General features: G+C 63.6%; 18 protein-coding genes. 12 read left to right on the forward strand and 6 right to left on the reverse strand.

What is annotated here, in order from left to right:
* Nucleotides 1–40 precede the first annotated feature (40 nt).
* The 4 genes from AC0NIE_RS08355 (at nt 41) to AC0NIE_RS08370 (ending at nt 3,632) form a co-directional block, all read left to right on the forward strand.
* The gene (locus tag AC0NIE_RS08355) at nt 41–646 is read left to right on the forward strand and encodes a shikimate kinase (protein ID WP_473488097.1); all 606 of its coding nucleotides are present in this window, start codon (nt 41–43) and stop codon (nt 644–646) included.
* Nucleotides 643–1,848, forward strand: a complete 1,206-nt coding sequence (gene aroB, locus AC0NIE_RS08360) for a 3-dehydroquinate synthase (RefSeq protein ID WP_473488098.1) — start codon at nt 643–645, stop codon at nt 1,846–1,848. The genes AC0NIE_RS08355 and aroB overlap by 4 nt, the downstream gene beginning before the upstream one ends.
* Nucleotides 1,845–2,738, forward strand: a complete 894-nt coding sequence (locus AC0NIE_RS08365) for an HlyC/CorC family transporter (protein WP_473488099.1) — start codon at nt 1,845–1,847, stop codon at nt 2,736–2,738. The genes aroB and AC0NIE_RS08365 overlap by 4 nt, the downstream gene beginning before the upstream one ends.
* Before the next feature lie 90 nt (nt 2,739–2,828).
* Complete coding sequence (locus tag AC0NIE_RS08370; RefSeq protein WP_473488100.1) at nt 2,829–3,632, forward strand: alpha/beta hydrolase; 804 nt, start codon at nt 2,829–2,831, stop codon at nt 3,630–3,632.
* Nucleotides 3,633–3,761: 129 nt separating this feature from the next.
* On the opposite strand, the gene AC0NIE_RS08375 is transcribed toward AC0NIE_RS08370, so the two are convergent.
* On the reverse strand, nt 3,762–4,064 hold the full coding sequence (locus tag AC0NIE_RS08375) for a BolA family protein (protein ID WP_077372975.1): 303 nt from the start codon (nt 4,062–4,064) through the stop codon (nt 3,762–3,764).
* A 194-nt stretch (nt 4,065–4,258) separates the two neighbouring features.
* On the opposite strand from AC0NIE_RS08375, the gene AC0NIE_RS08380 reads away from it, so the two are divergent.
* From AC0NIE_RS08380 to AC0NIE_RS08395, 4 genes are all read left to right on the forward strand, one after another.
* Nucleotides 4,259–4,888, forward strand: coding sequence for a J domain-containing protein (locus AC0NIE_RS08380; protein WP_036262308.1), 630 nt, complete (start codon nt 4,259–4,261; stop codon nt 4,886–4,888).
* Between the two features lie 122 nt (nt 4,889–5,010).
* Nucleotides 5,011–5,997: a cobaltochelatase subunit CobS gene (cobS, locus tag AC0NIE_RS08385; protein WP_258121816.1), complete on the forward strand. Its 987-nt coding sequence runs from the start codon at nt 5,011–5,013 to the stop codon at nt 5,995–5,997.
* Nucleotides 5,998–6,044: 47 nt separating this feature from the next.
* Nucleotides 6,045–7,946, forward strand: coding sequence for a cobaltochelatase subunit CobT (cobT, locus tag AC0NIE_RS08390; RefSeq protein WP_473488101.1), 1,902 nt, complete (start codon nt 6,045–6,047; stop codon nt 7,944–7,946).
* On the forward strand, nt 7,943–8,974 hold the full coding sequence (locus tag AC0NIE_RS08395) for an esterase-like activity of phytase family protein (protein ID WP_473488102.1): 1,032 nt from the start codon (nt 7,943–7,945) through the stop codon (nt 8,972–8,974). Before cobT ends, AC0NIE_RS08395 begins: the two co-directional genes overlap by 4 nt.
* Before the next feature lie 23 nt (nt 8,975–8,997).
* On the opposite strand, the gene AC0NIE_RS08400 is transcribed toward AC0NIE_RS08395, so the two are convergent.
* The 3 genes from AC0NIE_RS08400 to rpmB all read right to left on the reverse strand — a co-directional run bounded on the left by AC0NIE_RS08400 (nt 8,998) and on the right by rpmB (nt 10,841).
* Nucleotides 8,998–9,699, reverse strand: a complete 702-nt coding sequence (locus AC0NIE_RS08400) for a spermidine synthase (RefSeq protein WP_473488103.1) — start codon at nt 9,697–9,699, stop codon at nt 8,998–9,000.
* Between the two features lie 83 nt (nt 9,700–9,782).
* Complete coding sequence (locus AC0NIE_RS08405; protein ID WP_473488104.1) at nt 9,783–10,463, reverse strand: queuosine precursor transporter; 681 nt, start codon at nt 10,461–10,463, stop codon at nt 9,783–9,785.
* 81 nt (nt 10,464–10,544) lie between these two features.
* Nucleotides 10,545–10,841: a 50S ribosomal protein L28 gene (gene rpmB, locus AC0NIE_RS08410; RefSeq protein ID WP_023797188.1), complete on the reverse strand. Its 297-nt coding sequence runs from the start codon at nt 10,839–10,841 to the stop codon at nt 10,545–10,547.
* A gap of 257 nt (nt 10,842–11,098) precedes the next feature.
* On the opposite strand from rpmB, the gene AC0NIE_RS08415 reads away from it, so the two are divergent.
* From AC0NIE_RS08415 to AC0NIE_RS08425, 3 genes are read left to right on the forward strand one after another with little or no spacing between them, the layout of a single operon-like run.
* Nucleotides 11,099–11,887 (forward strand): DUF3108 domain-containing protein, encoded by a 789-nt coding sequence (locus AC0NIE_RS08415; protein WP_473488105.1) that lies wholly within the window; start codon nt 11,099–11,101, stop codon nt 11,885–11,887.
* Nucleotides 11,888–11,915: 28 nt separating this feature from the next.
* Nucleotides 11,916–12,803 (forward strand): aromatic amino acid exporter YddG, encoded by an 888-nt coding sequence (gene yddG, locus AC0NIE_RS08420; RefSeq protein ID WP_473488106.1) that lies wholly within the window; start codon nt 11,916–11,918, stop codon nt 12,801–12,803.
* Nucleotides 12,803–13,471 (forward strand): lysoplasmalogenase, encoded by a 669-nt coding sequence (locus tag AC0NIE_RS08425; protein WP_473488107.1) that lies wholly within the window; start codon nt 12,803–12,805, stop codon nt 13,469–13,471. The genes yddG and AC0NIE_RS08425 overlap by 1 nt, the downstream gene beginning before the upstream one ends.
* Nucleotides 13,472–13,637: 166 nt before the next feature.
* On the opposite strand, the gene AC0NIE_RS08430 is transcribed toward AC0NIE_RS08425, so the two are convergent.
* Nucleotides 13,638–14,066: a cupin domain-containing protein gene (locus AC0NIE_RS08430; RefSeq protein WP_473488108.1), complete on the reverse strand. Its 429-nt coding sequence runs from the start codon at nt 14,064–14,066 to the stop codon at nt 13,638–13,640.
* A gap of 22 nt (nt 14,067–14,088) precedes the next feature.
* On the reverse strand, nt 14,089–14,856 hold the full coding sequence (gloB, locus tag AC0NIE_RS08435) for a hydroxyacylglutathione hydrolase (protein ID WP_473488109.1): 768 nt from the start codon (nt 14,854–14,856) through the stop codon (nt 14,089–14,091).
* 219 nt (nt 14,857–15,075) lie between these two features.
* Between gloB and AC0NIE_RS08440 the strand changes: the two genes are divergently transcribed.
* Nucleotides 15,076–15,852, forward strand: a complete 777-nt coding sequence (locus AC0NIE_RS08440; protein ID WP_473488135.1) for a class I SAM-dependent methyltransferase — start codon at nt 15,076–15,078, stop codon at nt 15,850–15,852.
* Nucleotides 15,853–15,861: the final 9 nt, after the last annotated feature.

Consider the following 15,861-nt stretch of genomic DNA (forward strand, 5'->3'; position numbering starts at 1 on the left):
GACACTTTTTTCGGAACCTGCTTAGAAACATCATGGTGTCATGAACGCGCTACCAGCAAATCCCCCTGATGAGAGCCATGCCGCGCTGCTCGGCCGGCTGGGCAACCGTTCCATCGTCTTTGTCGGCCTTATGGGCGCCGGCAAGACGGCGATCGGCCGCAAGGTGGCGGCGATCCTGGGACTGCCTTTCATCGACAGCGATCAGGAGATTGAAAGCGTGTCGCGCATGAGCGTCCCGGAATTGTTCGAACGCTATGGCGAGACCGAGTTCCGGGCGCTGGAGCAGCGCGTCATCCTGCGCGTGCTGGAACACGGGCCGCAGGTGCTGTCGACGGGCGGCGGCGCCTTCATGAGCGCGCAGACGCGGGAAGCCATTGCCGGCCATGGCGTGTCGGTATGGCTGAAGGCCGAGATCGACCTCCTGATGGACCGCGTTTCCAAGAAGCAGAACCGGCCGCTCCTGAAAAGCGCCGATCCGCGCGCCGTGATCGAGCGGTTGATGGCCGAGCGCTATCCGGTTTACGCAGCCGCAGATGTCACCGTGCCGACCCGCGACGATCGCAAGGAGGTCATTGCGGCCGAGGTGGTGAACGCGCTTTGCGGGTATTTCGGCGTTGCAGCCGCGACAGGCGAGGTGCGGTCGTGAGCATCAATGCGACAGTCACCGTCGAAGTCGGGCTTGGCGATCGTGCCTATGACATATTGATCGGCTCCGGCCTGCTTTTGCGCGCCGGCAGCGAGATTTCGCGCCGCCTGCCCGGCACGCGCGCCGCGGTGGTCACCGACGTCAACGTCGCCGCAGCCCACCTCGAGACGTTAAAAGCCGGCCTCGAAAAGGGCGGCACCCAGCCTGCCGTGATCACGCTGCCGGCTGGGGAAAAAACCAAGAGTTTTGCGCATCTCGAAGAGGTGGTGGACGGCGTCCTCGCCGCAAGACTGGAGCGCGGCGATGTCGTCATCGCGCTCGGCGGCGGTGTCATCGGCGATCTGGCCGGCTTTGCCGCCGGCATCGTGCGCCGCGGCATGAATTTCGTGCAGATCCCGACTTCGCTGCTGGCGCAGGTCGACTCTTCCGTCGGCGGCAAGACCGGCATCAACAGTGCGCGCGGCAAGAACCTCGTCGGCGTCTTCCACCAGCCGAAACTGGTGCTGATCGATACCGAAGTGCTCGACACGCTGCCGATCCGGGAATTCAGGGCGGGTTACGCCGAACTCGCCAAATACGGGCTCATCGACCGCCCCGACTTCTTCGCCTGGCTGGAGGAGAACTGGGGCAAAGTGTTTGCCGGCGGCCCGCAGCGAGCCGAGGCCATCGCCGAAGCCTGCCGCGCCAAGGCCGATGTCGTCGCCCGCGACGAGTTCGAGACCGGCGACCGCGCGCTGCTCAATCTCGGCCACACGTTCGGCCATGCGCTCGAGGCCGCCACCCGATATGACAGCGCCCGTCTTGTCCACGGCGAGGGAGTCGCCATCGGCATGGCGCTGGCTTATCGCTTTTCGTCGCGCCTCAATCTGGCAAGTCCCGACGACGCGGCGCGCGTCGAGGCGCATCTTCGCGCCGTTGGCCTGCCTTGGCGCATGGCCGATATTCCGGGTGAACTGCCTGATGCCGAGGCGCTGCTCGCCTTCATCACCCAGGACAAGAAGGTGTCGCGCGGCGCGCTGACCTTCATCCTGACGCGCGGCATCGGCCAGGCCTTCATCGCCAGGGATGTGCCGGCGTCGGAAGTGCTGTCGTTTCTGAGGGAGAACCATCCGGGTCAGCCGAAAGGCAGCCCGGGGCAGCAGAGAGGCCGACCGGGTCAGCCGAAAGGCAACCCGGGTCAGCAGAAGAGCCGCCCGGGATGAACGAGGGCGGCTGGATCGTCGCTGGCGTCCTTGCCGGGCTCGGCCTGCTCGCCTTCGCCTTTCGCGCGCGCCTGCTCGCCGCCTTCGGCTATCAATTGCAGCGCATCGAGCCGCAGCATTCGAACCATGATGAAGCGCGCGGCGCCGTCGACGATTTTCGGCGCGGCGGCCAGGTGGTGCGCGAGGATCGCGCCCGCATCGGTCGCCTGTCCGATCTCGATGAGCTCGAAGTGTCCGATGTCATGGTCCATCGCACCAACATGCGGTCGGTCAATGCCGACAATCCGCCGGAAGCGGTGGTGCGCGAGATCCTGCAGAGCCCGCATACCCGCCTGCCGTTGTGGAAGGGCTCGCTCGACAACATCGTCGGCGTGCTGCACGCCAAGGACCTGCTGCGCGCGCTGAACGATGTCGGCAACGACTTTTCCCAGATCGACGTGATGAAGATCGCGACAAAACCGTGGTTCGTGCCCGACACCACGACGCTGCAGGAACAGCTCAACGCCTTTCTGCGCCGCAAGGCGCATTTCGCCATCGTCGTCGACGAGTATGGCGAGGTCGAGGGGTTGGTGACGCTGGAGGACATCATCGAGGAGATCGTCGGCGAAATCGCCGACGAGCACGATATCGACATGCAGGGCGTCAAGCAGGAAGCCGACGGCTCCGTTGTCGTCGACGGCACTGTGTCGATCCGCGACCTGAACCGGGCGCTCGACTGGAACCTGCCGGACGAAGAAGCCACCACCATTGCCGGTCTCGTTATCCACGAGACGCAATTGATTCCGGACGAGAAGCAGGCTTTCACCTTTCACGGCAAGCGCTTCGTCGTCATGAAGCGCGACAAGAACCGGATCGCAAGGCTGAGGATCAGGCCGGCCGGCGACATTTAGTTCCGGTAGGTTCTGTCCCGGCTAACCAATCCTTGACTGGACGCTCGCCGCGCCGGCGTGCACTTTCGACTGGGCTGTCTGGAGATGACGGTGATCGATCGGCGAACCCTGCTTTTGATGTCGATGGCTTTGTTGCCGGCCAGCGCTCCGGCGGCATCGCGCCGGCGCTCGCCGTCTCCGCAAACCTTCGACTACGGACCGGCCAGGCTCGACATCTACTCGCTTGATGGCGCAAGCTCCCTGCCTGTGGTCCTTTTCATCCATGGCGGTGCCTGGCGGGCCGGCAATCGCACCAACGTCAACGTCAAGCCGGCCTTCCTGCTCGACAACGGCTTCTGCTTCGTCTCCATCGACTACCGGATGCTGCCTAAGGCCGATGTCGCCACCCAGGCCGACGATGTCGAGCAGGCATATCGCTACGTGCGCGCCAACATCGCCAGATACGGCGGCGATCCGAACCGGATAGCGGTCATGGGGCATTCGGCCGGCTGCCATCTCGCCGCACTGACCGGGCTGCGCGGCGGTCTGCCCGACGTCGCGGCGCTGGTCCTGAACGACACCAGGGCCTATGACCTGGAGGCGCTTGCGAGGAGCGGCGGCATGACACCGGCCTATGCCCGGGCATTTCCCGACCCGGCTCAGTGGCGCGCGCTGTCGCCTGCCACCCATGTCGGGAGCCGCAAACATTCGCCGACCTTCATCGCCTATTCGCGCGCAGCGGGTCGTGCGGCAGCCTCACGGGCCTTCGCCGAGCGCCTGCGGGCGACCGGAACGGAGGTGACACTGTTCGACGGCAGCGCCTATTCGCACATGTCGATCAATCGCGATTTCGGCGACGAAGGCGACGCCTTGACGCGTGCGGTGATGATTTTCCTGAAGGCAGCGCTCGGATAGAGCGGTTCATCGTTTCACGGAAACGCCGAACCGCTCTATCTCTTTGTTTTTGCGCAATTCCCTAGGGAAAGCGCTATGCGCTTTTCCCGGGAAAACCGTTTCACACTTTTCCTGGAATTGCTCTAATGCCTACCACCTGGTCTTTTCGTCCGGCGCGGCCGGCTCGATCGCCAGCGCGTGGACACCAGCCTTCAACTCGTCGGCCAGCAATGCGTTGACCGCGCGGTGGCGCTCGATGCGGCTCATGCCGGCAAAGGCCGAGGAGACGATGCGGACGCGGAAATGCGTCTCGCCGGTACCGTCATAGGTGCCGTGATGGTCGGAGTCCTGATGGTGATGGCCTGCATGCAGATGGCTTTCGTTGATGATGACCAGCCGCTCCGGCGAGAACGCCTTCTTCAACTTGCCTTCCATCGTCGACTGTATGGACATTCGTACTTCCCTTCACCACATATGGCGGGCGCATGACCCCCGAAAATCGGCGCCCTTTGCGCGTCCGGAAGGACGCGCGGTACCCTCGCCGCGACAAAATTCGCCGATCGCCCGCTTAAATGCCGCGATTCAGCGGTTAGGGCGATCATCGCGAAAATGTCAATTCTTGTTTCGCACCGGCGAACAGCCCATAAATGGGTGAGATGAAACCGTACCCCAAATATTTCGAGAAAATCCGCATCCGCCCGGAGAAGGATGCGGAGCTGAAGTCGCGCTCGCCGATCTGCCAGTGGGACGGGTGCAAGGAGGCTGGCACCCATCGCGCGCCGGTCGGACGCATGAAGGAGGGCGAATATTTTCAGTTTTGCTTCGATCATGTCCGCGAGTACAACAAGGGCTTCAATTATTTCTCCGGTGTCCCCGATACCGAGATCGCCCGCTTTCAGAAGGAAGCGATGACCGGCCACCGGCCGACATGGAAGATGGGCGTCAACGGCGCCTCGACGCGCTCCTCGCCCGATTTCGCCCAGCAGCGTTCCGGCCGCGCCGGCTACTACAACCGCATGCGCGATCCGTTCGACCTGTTCAAAGGTCCGAAGGATCCGCGCGAAGCCCGCGAGCGCAAGGCCAAGCCGCTTGAGGCCAAGGCGCTGGAAACGCTTGGCCTTGATACAAAGGCGACTGGCAAGGACATCAAGGCGCGGTATAAGGAACTGGTGAAACGCCACCATCCGGATGCGAATGGCGGCGACAGAGGTTCGGAAGACCGGTTCCGCGATGTGCTCCAGGCCTATCGCGTGCTCAAGCAGGCAGGATTGTGCTGAGCGACCTTACGGTTCGTGTCGTTTTCAAACTTTCATAAGGTTGGAAAAGGCTTTAAGACCGCCCCCGGACAAAATCGATTGCCGGCGAAATCAGGCGTTTCGCCCGTGGAGACGTTGATACGATGAACAAGGTCGATCGCGACATCGCCAACCTGCCCGACACCACTGTGCCGGTGAAGGAGAAATTTGGCTTCGAGTCCAAGATGGTGGTGCCGGCCTATTCGGTGACGAGCGAGCATGTGCCCGACATCGACCCGGACTACCTGTTCGACAAGAACACGACGATGGCGATCCTCGCCGGCTTTGCCTACAACCGTCGCGTCATGGTGTCGGGCTACCACGGCACCGGCAAGTCGACGCATATCGAGCAGGTCGCCGCCCGCCTCAACTGGCCTATGGTGCGCGTCAATCTCGACAGTCATGTCAGCCGCATCGACCTCGTCGGCAAAGACGCCATCGTCGTCAAGGAAGGGCTGCAGATCACCGAATTCCGCGACGGCATCCTGCCCTGGGCCTACCAGCACAATGTCGCGCTGTGCTTCGACGAGTACGATGCCGGCCGTCCGGACGTGATGTTCGTCATTCAGCGCGTGCTGGAATCGTCCGGCCGGCTGACGCTGCTCGACCAAAGCCGGGTCATCCGCCCGCATCCGGCGTTCCGGCTGTTTTCGACCGCCAACACCGTCGGTCTCGGTGATACCACCGGCCTCTATCACGGCACCCAGCAGATCAACCAGGCGCAGATGGACCGCTGGTCGATCGTCACCACGCTGAACTATCTGCCGCACGACAACGAGGTGAATATCGTGCTGGCCAAGGCCAAGCACTATCGCGACGGCAAGGGCAAGGAGATCGTCAACAAGATGGTGCGTGTCGCCGACATGACGCGCTCGGCCTTCATCAATGGTGACCTGTCGACTGTCATGAGCCCGCGCACTGTCATCACCTGGGCCGAGAATGCCGAGATCTTCGGCGATATCGGCATGGCGTTCAGGCTGACCTTCCTCAACAAATGCGACGAGCTGGAACGCTCGCTGGTCGCCGAGTTCTACCAGCGCGCCTTCGGCCAGGACCTGCCGGAGAGCGCAGCGAACGTGGTGCTGGGCTAAGCATGGCTCGATTCCGATTTTCGGGGTCATGCTCCAAGGAATGATCGATGGCGGGTCCGGGCGACAACACGCGCAACAAGTCGAAGACGGGTTCTGAAGCCGACAGCTTCAAGCGCGCCGTCACCGTCTGCATGCGCGCGATTGCCGGCGACAAGGACCTCGAAGTCGGTTTCGCCAAGGATCGGCCGGCGCTCGCCGGCAGCCGCGCCCGGCTGCCTGAACTGCCGAAGAAAGCGTCCAAGGCCGACATCGCCATCACCCGCGGGCTAGGCGATTCCATGGCGTTGAAGCGCGCCTGCCACGACACGCGCATCCACACCAGGCTGGCGCCGGAGGGCAAACAGGCCCGCGCCATTTACGATGCGGTCGAGCAGGCTCGCGTCGAGGCGATCGGCTCCCGCGCCATGCAGGGCGTCGCCGACAACATCGGCTCGATGCTCGAGGACAAATACGCCAGGGCCAACCTCATCGACGTCAAGGACAAGGCCGATGCGCCGATCGAGGAAGCGCTGGCCCTGATGGTCCGCGAAAAGCTGACCGGCCGCGCCGTACCGAAGAGCGGCGAGCGGCTGGTCGACCTCTGGCGCCCGTGGGTCGAGGAGAAGGCAAGTGCCGATCTCGACGGGCTGTCGGCAAAGCTCGACGACCAGCAGGCTTTCGCCCGCGTCGTGCGCGAGATGCTGGCTTCCATGGAAATGGCCGAGGAACTCGGCGACGACCAGGAGACCGAAGACGCCGAGGACAATGACGAAAACCAGCCGCAAGGCGAGGACCAGAGCGAGGAGGGCGGCGAGGACGATTCCGGCTCCGAGCAGTCGCAGTCCGACGATACCGAGGCGTCGTCCGACGACGAGCAATCGGCCGAGACGGAGGCATCCGATGCCACCGCCGACGACCTGTCCGATGATGACGACGCCGATGCCGAGACACCCGGCGAGGCGCGCCGCAACGACAATCCCTTCACCAATCTGTCGAAGGAGATCGACTACAAGATCTTCACCACCGCCTTCGACGAAACGGTGGGTGCGGAGGACCTGTGCGAGGAAGAGGAATTAGATCGGCTGCGCGCCTTCCTTGACAAGCAGCTTGCCAACCTGTCGGGCGTTGTCGGCCGGCTGGCCAACCGGCTGCAGCGCCGCCTGATGGCGCAGCAGAACCGGTCCTGGGATTTCGACCTCGAAGAGGGTTATCTCGATCCGGCGCGGCTGGTGCGCGTCGTCATCGACCCGATGCAGCCGCTGTCCTTCAAGCAGGAACGTGACACCAAATTCCGCGACACGGTGGTGACGCTGGTGCTCGACAATTCGGGCTCGATGCGCGGCCGGCCGATCACTGTCGCCGCTACCTGCGCCGACATTCTGGCGCGCACGCTGGAGCGCTGCGGCGTTTCGGTCGAGATTCTCGGCTTCACCACCCGCGCCTGGAAGGGCGGGCAGGCACGCGAGAAATGGCTGAAGGAAGGCAAGCCGCCGAATCCCGGCCGGCTCAACGATCTGCGCCACATCATCTACAAATCCGCCGACCATCCGTGGCGGCGGGCGCGCCGCAATCTCGGCCTGATGATGCGCGAGGGCCTGCTCAAGGAAAACATTGACGGCGAGGCGCTGCTTTGGGCGCACAACCGCTTAATCGCCCGGCCGGAGCAGCGCAAGATCCTGATGATGATCTCAGACGGCGCACCGGTCGACGATTCGACGCTGTCGGTCAATCCGGGCAACTATCTCGAACGGCATCTGCGCGCGGTGATCGAACTGATCGAGACGCGCTCGCCGGTCGAGCTTTTGGCCATCGGCATCGGCCACGACGTTACCCGCTATTATCGCCGCGCCGTCACCATCGTCGATGCCGAGGAACTGGCCGGCGCCATGACCGAGCAACTGGCCTCGCTGTTTGGCGAGGAAAGTGCGCGGGACGCGCGAAGCGGCGGCGGCATACGGCGCGCCGGATGATTTTTTCGCGGGGCGGCTTTCGGCAGACGCTTTTCGCCGCCACAGCGCTTTTCGTTGCCGGCATCGCCCTGTCGCCTTGCATCGCCGCCGGCACCGCTTCGGTCGAGCCGATCGAAATCTCGGCACGGCCGATAGACCGGTTTCACATCGGCCGTGACGAGAAGCGGTTCGGCCCGCTCGAATTCGTCGGCGGGCTGGAAATGACCTCGCCGTCACGCGATTTCGGCGCGCTGTCGGCGTTTCGCTTCCTCAAGCCCGGCAGTGATTTTATCGGCGTCGCCGACACCGGTTTCTGGTTCTTCGGCACGGTTACCCATGATGCCGACAAGCGCCCGTCCGGCATTCGGAATTTCCGCATGCAGCAGATGGCCGACGAGGCGGGCCATGTGATCGATGAGAAATGGCAGGTCGACGCCGAAGGGCTTGCGGTCAAGGACGGCATTGCCACAGTCGGCTTCGAGCGCGATCACCGCATTGCACAGTTCAAGATCGAACCGGGCGACATGAAGCCGCCGTTCAGGCAGCTCGACTTCCTGGTTCCTGCCTGGGAGCTCCGACGGAATCGTGGCTTTGAGACCATCACCCACGCCAATCCTCACGGGCAGCACGAAGGCGGCCTGGTCGTGGTCTCGGAAAAGAGCCTCGACAAATCAGGCAACATCTATGCGGCTGTTATCGAAGGGCCGCACAAAGGCGTTTTCACCGTTAAGCGCAACGGCGATTTCGATATCACCGACGGCGCCTTCCTGCCGGACGGCGACCTCTTGCTTTTGGAGCGCAGCTATTCGATGGCCCGCGGCGTCAAGATCCGGCTGCGGCGCATCTATGGCGAGAGCGTTGAGAAGGGCGCCGTTGCCGACGGGCCGGTGCTGATGGAAGCCGACATGAGCTACCAGATCGACAACATGGAAGGGCTAGACGTCTGGACCCGCGACGACGGCGCGCTGATGGTGTCGCTGATCTCCGACGACAACCACTCGATGCTGCAGCGCAATCTCTACCTGGAATTTGTGCTGCACGAGGATTGAGAGGCGGTCGGCAAGGGACGGCTCTACAGCTTCGCGCCGGTTGCCGCAGGCCGGGGTCCGTTGGTCGCGATCCAGATGACGTGGCGCGCGCCGCGCTTGCCATTGGCGCGGACCTTGACTTCCTCGACCGCGAAGCCTGCCTGCTTGAGCCTGCGGGCAAAGCCGCTGTCGGGTCCCTGTGACCAGACCGCCAGAACGCCGCCGGGCTTGAGCGCTGCTCTCGCGCTGATCAGCCCGGCTATACTGTAGAGAGCATCGTTGGCCTGGTGGACGATCCCTTCCGGACCGTTGTCGACGTCGAGCAGGATGGCATCCCAGGCCGAGGCTTCCGATCGTATGAGCTGCCCGACATCCATTTCGCGAACAGTCACGCGCGGATCGTCGAGACAGCCGCCGAACACCGCCGCCATCGGGCGGCGCGCCCACGCCACGACGGCGGGCACCAACTCGGCGACAACGATACCGGCATCGGTGCCAAGCTCGGCAAGGGCGGCGCGCAGCGTAAAACCCATGCCCAGTCCACCGATCAGGATTTTGGCTTGCCGGCGGCCGGCAATCCTTTGGCAGGATAGCCTCGCCAGCGCTTCCTCGGAGCCGCTGAGGCGGCTGTTCATCAGCTCGTTCGAGCCGAGCATGATCGAGAATTCGGCGCCGCGTTGTTTCAGGCGAAGCTCGTGGTCGCCGTCAGGCGTTTGCGCGGTATCGAGCTGGACCCATGGGATCATGCTCGAGAACCTGTGAGCATGATCTTTTCCGAACCGAAGGTCAGCGATAGCAAAAACCGGTTCCCACTTTCAGGGATCATGCTCTATGCCGCCAGTGCCGGCTGGCTCCAGCGGGCGGCAAGCAGCCGGTAGGGGATCAGCGCCACCACGGCGATGATCAGCTTCACGCCGAGGTCGCCGAGCGCCCATGACACCCAGCGCATGGCCTCGACCGGCAGCACGCCCATCAGCGGCGCTGTTTCGAGCGCGAAGCCATCGTTCGGGCCAGCGAAGGCGAAAGCCGCGGAAAAAGCGACGGTGAAGAACACGGCGGTGTCGAATACCGAGCCGACCAGCGTGCCGACGATCGGCGCCCGCCACCAGCTCTGCCGGCGCAGCCGGTTGAACACGGTCACGTCGAGCAATTGCGCGATCAGGAACGCGGTGCCGGAAGCCGCCGCAATGCGCACCAGCCGGTCGGCGGCCGTTTCGAACTCGATCAGACCGTAGCGGAACAGCAAGGGCGGGATGACGACCGAGCAGATCACCGCCGCCGTGAAGCCGACAAACACGATCCGGCGCGCCACGGCCGGACCGTAACGGCGGTTGGCAAGGTCGGTGACCAGGAAGGAGAACGGATAGGTGAAGGCGCCCCAGGTCAGAATGTCGGCCAGCGACAAGCCGCCGATCGCACCTTGCAGCGGGAACTGCACGAGGATGTTCGACGCCACCACGACAAGCGCCATGGCCGCAACAAAGGGCAGATATCGGGAGAAAAAACTCATTTTTTTATCCTGGGTAATGGAACCAGCGGGGTGTCATGCCGAGTTCGGACGACACTCCTTGGAAGGCGGTTGCCTGAAAAATTAAGCGGCCGGCTGTTCGGCAAGCTTCTTGGCGATCTGCTTCTTCAGCAGGCGCGCGCGCTGCGACAGCTCCTTGGCGTCGGCCTTGGCCAGGAACGCATCAAGGCCGCCGCGGTGCTCGACCGAACGCAGCGCGTTGGCCGAAATGCGCAGGCGCACATTCTGGTTCAGCGCTTCCGAGATCAGCGTCACATTGACGAGATTGGGCAGGAAGCGACGCTTGCTCTTGTTATTGGCGTGGCTCACATTGTTGCCGGACATGACTGCCTTGGCAGTGAGTTCGCAGGTGCGGGACATGGTTCTAAACCTTCAGTTCTCGGTCTGGCCAAACATTCGACCCGCGCCGGGTGGCGCGCGGTTTCGGTCAGGCGGCCTTATGGAAAAAGTTGGCGTTCCATAGTTGCATTTCGCCGATGCGTCAAGCTCCGGCTTGCGCGCGGGTGTGACGACGCCTTTCACATAAAGGCCGGAATTCAGCCTATAAGCGGTCGCACAAGGAGATACTAGGCCGGAGTTGTCCGCTTCCGCTGAAAAATCGAGGATCAATCCCCGCCATGCTTCGTTCGTCTCATGCTCTCCTTGCCTCGCTTGCCGTCGCGCTGCCGACGGCAGCGTCTGCTGCCACGCCACAATCCTTCAAGGGCGAGTATACGGTGTCGATCCTCGGCCTCTCGGTGGCAAAGGCAACCTTTTCCAGCAGTTACGAAGGCGATACCTATTCGATCGACGGCAGCGTCTCCAGCGCCGGCCTAGCCACAATCTTCGACGACACACGTGGCACGATCTCGTCAAAGGGCAAGATTTCGGGCAAGCAATTGCAGCCGCAAGCGTTCCACGCCGACTACAAGTCGGGCGAGAAGGCGTCGATGATCGATATCCAGTTCGCCAATGGCGCCGTTATCGCGACGAAGGTCGTGCCTGCGCCGAAGAAGCGCAATCCCAAGAATTGGATACCGCTGGGCGCCGGCCATCTCGCATCGGTGCTTGATCCGATGGCCGCCACCGTCATCCATGCCGATAGCCTCGACAAGGTCTGCGGGCGCACGGTGAAACTCTATGACGGCGAGATGCGTGCCAATCTGACGCTGACCTACGAGTCGAAAGGCTCGACCTCGGTGCGCGGCTACGAGGGCGATACCGTCACTTGCAGGCTGGGTTTTGAGCCAGTGGCGGGTTACCGCAAGAACCGCAAAGCTTTGAAGTACCTGAAGGATCGCAGCCGCATCATGGTGACGTTTGCACCGGTCGGCCAAACCGGCGTATATGCGCCGATCCACGCCACGGTCGGTACGAAAATCGGCACCCTCACCGTCAGCGCGGAGCGGTTCGAAGCGACAGAATAGGCGCGATCGCGCGCCGCCGGAGACGGACATGGGGCGCGCAACACTGATCGGCTTCTCGGCGATCGCCATGTGGGCGCTGCTGGCGCTGCTTACGGACGCCTCCGGCGCGGTGCCGCCGTTCCTGCTTTCGGCGATCACCTTCACGATCGGCACCGGCGTCGGGCTCGTCGCGCGGCTGTTCACGCCGGCCACCGACAGCAGCGAGAAGATACCGCCGCAAGTGTGGCTGATCGGCATTGCCGGCCTGTTCGGCTATCACTTCTTCTACTTCACCGCGCTGCGCAACGCGCCGGCGGTGGAGGCGAGCCTCATCGCCTATCTGTGGCCGCTGCTGATCGTGCTCGGATCGGCGCTGATGCCGGGCGAGCGGCTGGCCTGGAACCATGTCGTCGGCGCGCTGCTCGGCCTTGCCGGCACTGTCCTGATCGTCACCAAGGGTGGCGGGCTTGCCTTCGACGCACGCTATGCCTTCGGCTATGCAATGGCCGGCGTCTGCGCCGTGCTGTGGTCGTACTATTCGCTGTTGTCGCGCCGCTTTCCGTCGGTGCCGACCAGCATCGTCACCTGGTTCTGTGCGGCTACGGCAGCGCTTTCGCTTGTCTGCCATCTCATGCTGGAACAGACGGTGCTGCCTGTCGGCGCCGGCCAGTGGCTGGCCGTGCTCGGCCTCGGCCTGATGCCGGTGGGCGCGGCCTTCTACGCCTGGGATATCGGCGTCAAGCGCGGCAACATCCAGGTGCTGGGCGCGGCGAGCTATGCCGCGCCGCTGCTGTCGACGCTGGTGCTGATATCAGCCGGTTTCGCCGAGCCGTCTCTGCGGATACTCGCCGCCTGCGTGCTGATAACCGGCGGGGCAGCCCTTGCGGCGAAATCGCTGTTCTTGCGCAAGAGGGCTGCGAGCGAGGCAGAGGCGTGATGCCGTTTCCCGGCGGCATCGACGCCAACGCCAATGCGACGCTGCTGTTTTCGCTGGTGGCGGCGGTGATCTACGTCTTCACCATCGACATGCCGCCGACGCTTGCGCGTTCTGCGGTCAAGACGCTCGCCGTGGCAATGCTTGGCGTGCTGGCATCGCTGCAGGGCGGTCCGTGGCTGCTCGTAGCGGCGCTGACGCTCAGCGCCATCGGCGACGCGTTGCTGTCACGCGAGGGTGAAAAGGCTTTTCTCGGCGGGCTGGCCAGTTTTCTCGTTGCGCATGGGCTTTACATCGCGCTGTTCCTGCGCTTCGGCGACGGGGTCGGGCTGCTCTCGGCCGAGCCGTGGCGCGCGGCGATTGCTGTGGCAATGGCCGTGTTCGCGCTCGCCATGCTTTTTGCGCTCTGGCGCCGTGTCGGCCCTGCCTTGCGCCTTCCGGTCGGCGTCTATATCGCGGCAATCCTCGCCATGGCGATTTCAGCCCTCACCCTGAGCAATTTCTGGATCATCTGCGGCGCCGCGCTGTTCATGGCGTCCGACGGGCTGCTCGCCTCGGAAAAGTTCCTGCTGAGCGCCATCTCGCCGCACCGCGCCTGGACGCGCCACGCGGTCTGGATGCTGTATTACGCCGCCCAGCTGGCGATCACGATGGGTTTCCTGCTGGGTTAGGGAGGTCGATATTCAAGTGATGCGGGCCTGCAAACGGGGTTTTCCTGCGCTTCCCGTACTCATATTCCCAAACGTTACGCCCCGTTCCGGTTCTCGGAATCCACCTGTTTGGTCGCTTCGCATCCGTCTTCGACTCCGGCTCGGCCTGACCTGAATCTCGACATAGCTAGGGCGTTCCCGGCTGCCAGCCCGGTGCCGCCAGTTCGAAGGCGGCGAAATCGAAGCCTGGCGCCACGGTGCAGCCGACCAGCGTCCACTCGCCCAGGCTGCGTGCCGATTGCCACCAGCCTGCCGGCACGACGATCTGCGGCCGCTCGCCCGCCGCCAATGCCGTGCCGAGCACCTGCTCGATCACCGGTCCGTTTTCCCGGTGCATCGACAGCTCCAGCGAAGCGCCGGCGTAAAAGTGCCAGACCTCGGCCGCGTCCTTGACGCGGTGCCAGGCCGACACTTGCTCCTGCTCCAAAAGGAAATAGATCGCGGTCGAATGCCCGCGCGCGCCCTCCGCGCCATCGCGGAAGGTCTCGGCATACCAGCCGCCTTCCGGATGCGGTTTCAGGCCGAGCGTTGCGATGATTTCGGCGGAACTGGTCACGATTTCCAGTACGTCATGGTGCTCAGAAGTTGTCCTTGCGCTTGCGAATTTCGGCGAACACTTCGGCGTCGGAGGCTTTCTCCATGCCGAGATGCTTGCGGATTGCCGGGTCGTGCCAGCGCAGGAACGGATTGGTCGACAGTTCCTCGCCGATCGTGGTCGGCAGCGTCGGCTTGCCGTCGGCGCGCAGCGCCTCGATTTTCGCAGCGCGCTCCTTCAATGCCGAATTGGTCGGGTCGACGGTCAGCGCGAAGCGGGCGTTGGAGAGCGTGTATTCATGGCCGCAATAAACGACCGTCTCGGCCGGAAGTGCCGCGAGCTTTTTCAACGAATCGTACATCACCGGCGGCTTGCACTCGAACAGCCGGCCGCAGCCGAGCGCGAACAGCGTGTCGGCGGTGAACGCCACTTTCGATGCAGGCAGATGATAGGAGACATGGCCTGCCGTGTGGCCGGGCGTGGCGATCACGTCGATCCTCTCGTCGCCGAGGTGGATGACCGAACCTTGCTCGACGGTTTCCTCGATGCCGGGGATTTTTGCCTTTTCCGCTTCCGGTCCGACGATGCGCAGCTTGAAGCGCTCCTTCAGCGCCAGATTGGCCTCGACATGGTCGACATGGTGATGGGTGGTCAGGATCATCGTCGGCGTCCAGCCGGTACGCTCGATCGCGGCCAGGATCGGCGCCTCCTCGGGCGCGTCGATGATCGCGGTCTGGCCGCTTTTCGGGTCATGCACCAGCACACCGAAATTGTCGCTGCGGCACATGAACTGTTCGATTTCAACCGGCATGGCGTTCTCTCCACTAGTGCGCCGTGCGTCCAGTTGGACGCACAAAGGACGCTCTAAACACTTTTATCTGCTGCATCGTGCTTTCCGAAATCGAAACCGATTTCGGGCCGATGCAGTAGTCGCCGCAGACATAGGGCGCTTGCCCGCGGATGTCATCCGCGTTTGTAGAACTTGGCGCCTTTGTTGAACTTGGACAGCATCGAAGATACCGTCCCGCGCATGCATTCCGATATCGTCGACCTTCGCTCCTTCTATTCGACCACGCTCGGGCGATTGGCCGAACGCTCGATCACCATGGCGTTGTCCTCGATATGGGCTGTCGTGCCCAATGAGCGGCTGGTCGGCCTCGGTTACACCTTGCCGTGGCTGGAGCGGTTCGGCACCGACGCCGAGCGCGTCTTTGCCTTCATGCCGGCAACGCAAGGCGCGGTGGTCTGGCCGGCTACGGGGCCGACCGCGACCGCACTGGTCTTCGATGAGGAATTGCCGCTGGTCGATGCCTCCATCGACCGCATGCTGCTCGTCCATTCACTCGAACATGCCGAGAACCCGCGCGAGACGCTGAACGAAATCTGGCGGGTGCTGTCGCCCGCCGGCCGCGTCGTCATCGTCGTGCCCAACCGGCGCGGTGTCTGGGCCCGTTTCGAGCATACGCCGTTCGGCAGCGGCCGGCCGTTTTCGCGCGGCCAACTCACCGAATTGCTGCGCGAAGCAAACTTCACGCCCGCGGCCTGGTCCGACGCCCTGTTCTTCCCGCCATCGCGGCGACGCTTCATGATGCAGTTCCACAATGTGCTGGAGCGCGCCGGCCGCAGGTTCTGGCCGATCTTTTCCGGCGTCATCGTGGTCGAGGCGCAGAAGCGGCTCTATCAGGGCGTGCCGGTCGTCCAGCGCGCCTCTCGCCGCGTCTTCGTGCCGGTTTTCTCGCCGCATGGCGCCACAAGGCTCGGCCGGATATCGCCGACCGGGAACGCAACATTGCCGGGCCGTCGATGACATGTTCGT

The organism is Mesorhizobium sp. WSM4842, assembly GCF_055901575.1.

Bases quoted from the DNA above. Each gene is read 5' to 3' on its own strand.
- rpmB (WP_023797188.1), bottom strand. From the start codon at position 10,841: ATGTCCCGCACCTGCGAACTCACTGCCAAGGCAGTCATGTCCGGCAAC.
- AC0NIE_RS08425 (WP_473488107.1), top strand. From the start codon at position 12,803: ATGCCGTTTCCCGGCGGCATCGACGCCAACGCCAATGCGACGCTGCTG.
- AC0NIE_RS08400 (WP_473488103.1), bottom strand. From the start codon at position 9,699: ATGATCCCATGGGTCCAGCTCGATACCGCGCAAACGCCTGACGGCGAC.
- AC0NIE_RS08355 (WP_473488097.1), top strand. From the start codon at position 41: ATGAACGCGCTACCAGCAAATCCCCCTGATGAGAGCCATGCCGCGCTG.
- AC0NIE_RS08365 (WP_473488099.1), top strand. From the start codon at position 1,845: ATGAACGAGGGCGGCTGGATCGTCGCTGGCGTCCTTGCCGGGCTCGGC.
- AC0NIE_RS08405 (WP_473488104.1), bottom strand. From the start codon at position 10,463: ATGAGTTTTTTCTCCCGATATCTGCCCTTTGTTGCGGCCATGGCGCTT.
- AC0NIE_RS08375 (WP_077372975.1), bottom strand. From the start codon at position 4,064: ATGTCCATACAGTCGACGATGGAAGGCAAGTTGAAGAAGGCGTTCTCG.
- AC0NIE_RS08440 (WP_473488135.1), top strand. From the start codon at position 15,076: ATGCATTCCGATATCGTCGACCTTCGCTCCTTCTATTCGACCACGCTC.
- cobS (WP_258121816.1), top strand. From the start codon at position 5,011: ATGAACAAGGTCGATCGCGACATCGCCAACCTGCCCGACACCACTGTG.
- AC0NIE_RS08395 (WP_473488102.1), top strand. From the start codon at position 7,943: ATGATTTTTTCGCGGGGCGGCTTTCGGCAGACGCTTTTCGCCGCCACA.
- AC0NIE_RS08380 (WP_036262308.1), top strand. From the start codon at position 4,259: ATGGGTGAGATGAAACCGTACCCCAAATATTTCGAGAAAATCCGCATC.
- yddG (WP_473488106.1), top strand. From the start codon at position 11,916: ATGGGGCGCGCAACACTGATCGGCTTCTCGGCGATCGCCATGTGGGCG.
- gloB (WP_473488109.1), bottom strand. From the start codon at position 14,856: ATGCCGGTTGAAATCGAACAGTTCATGTGCCGCAGCGACAATTTCGGT.
- cobT (WP_473488101.1), top strand. From the start codon at position 6,045: ATGGCGGGTCCGGGCGACAACACGCGCAACAAGTCGAAGACGGGTTCT.
- AC0NIE_RS08415 (WP_473488105.1), top strand. From the start codon at position 11,099: ATGCTTCGTTCGTCTCATGCTCTCCTTGCCTCGCTTGCCGTCGCGCTG.